This window comes from Enterovibrio gelatinilyticus (assembly GCF_028683095.1).
Lineage (GTDB): Bacteria > Pseudomonadota > Gammaproteobacteria > Enterobacterales > Vibrionaceae > Enterovibrio > Enterovibrio gelatinilyticus.
This window is the reverse complement of the sequence record NZ_JAJUBC010000157.1, coordinates 1-287: the sequence shown is the minus strand read 5'-3', so window position 1 is coordinate 287 and position 287 is coordinate 1. Positions and strand designations below refer to the sequence as shown.

Genomic DNA, 287 nt, shown 5'->3' with positions numbered 1-287 from the left:
TTATCGGTCACGGTGCGGATACGGTTTTCTTCATCCCAGACGATGTCGCGGCGTGTGCCGTTGTCATCGTTTGTCCAGCCTGTCTGGTTACCGTTGGCGTCATAGCTGAAGGTGCGGTTACCAATATTGCTGGCGGCATGAGGCTGTGCAGAGCCCGCGTAGTCGTATTGCCAGTCGTAGCTGGTACCTTGCAGTGCATTCCAGCCCGTACCATCCAACGGCAAGCGTTCATGCAGTTGGTTCTTCGCGGTGATGTTATGGATGCTGTCATAGCTCATCGAGAGGCT

The 287-nt window shown here is 55.1% G+C and carries 1 protein-coding gene; it reads right to left on the bottom strand.

Going from position 1 to position 287, the window contains the following annotated elements:
* Positions 1-287, bottom strand: a 287-nt coding sequence (locus tag LRP50_RS25635) for a hypothetical protein (protein ID WP_274167203.1), incomplete at both ends; no start/stop codon positions are given.